1 protein-coding gene is annotated in these 1,073 nt (G+C 32.4%); it reads right to left on the reverse strand.

The window, feature by feature from the left end:
• Positions 1–138 precede the first annotated feature (138 nt).
• On the reverse strand, positions 139–729 hold the full coding sequence (locus CWB66_RS04245; protein ID WP_138584445.1) for an SPOR domain-containing protein: 591 nt from the start codon (positions 727–729) through the stop codon (positions 139–141).
• Between the last annotated feature and the right edge of the window lie 344 nt (positions 730–1,073).

Consider the following 1,073-nt stretch of genomic DNA (forward strand, 5'->3'; position numbering starts at 1 on the left):
GCTCATGTTTGGCATTTATGCTACGTTATCGCCTATTTATGGGGAATAACCACACTACATAGGCGCTGCCTTGCCTAAATACCAAACAGTCTGCTGCAAATTCAACCTCGAAAGATAAACAGGCCCTAAACTTTTTGCTTAAATTATTACTCCCTCAAACGGAGATAATTTACACGATAAGTTAATTCGCGAAATAATTTTACAAAAATAGTATGCATCTTGTTTATTTTTAAATGGTCCAGCAATCAACTTATAAAGCTGCGTATTACTATTAGACTCTGTTTGTACTCGGTATTGAAATGCATTAAATATATTAGGATAACTTTGTTTTAATTTAATAACCGTGTTTGATGCGCTTTGTTGCTTTAAATAACTTCCTAATTTAACCCCATACATAGACGCAATATCTTCCTCAATAACACGTGTACTGCTCAGCGTATTGTTTTTTTGCTCTACGGCGCTATGTTGCACTAAATTAACCTCAGTGCGCATTTCATCTGGGAGTGTATCTAAATTAGTTTGCATTGAAAGTGCTTTAATCAACATCAGTAAATCACCTTCTATCTCACTGAGTCTATTGATTTTACTTTTATTATTATCCCATTGATCTAAATAAGGCTTTATTTGCTCCATACGCACGACATTATCAAGCTCAGAAACATCATCAGTTTGGCTACTACACCCACCAAGAAAAAGTAATAAAAGTGATATGTATAATATAAATTTCAATTGCTTTTCCACCCAGCGTAAACGTACCAATTTAAAGCAAAAAAAGTGCCAATAACATTGTGATTAGTATTATCGTGCAATTACATTTAAATATGGTGTCAGGAAAATTGAGGCATGAAGTATTTCATATTGAAAATTTAATGCCGTTAGTAAGGTTTTGCCAAGCCAGTCAGATACTAATACCAAACTGCATAAATCTTTGATCAATTTAACGAATTAAATTGCACTATTACGTCGTTAAAAATTTTTTATTTAGAACAACTAGATACAAAAATTTTTGCCTAGTTCTAGCGTAATTTTCTTAACATTAATAAGACCCCATAATTATATATCATGGAATAAGT

The organism is Pseudoalteromonas sp. S558 (genome assembly GCF_005886635.1).
In the GTDB taxonomy this organism is placed as follows: Bacteria; Pseudomonadota; Gammaproteobacteria; order Enterobacterales; family Alteromonadaceae; genus Pseudoalteromonas; species Pseudoalteromonas aliena.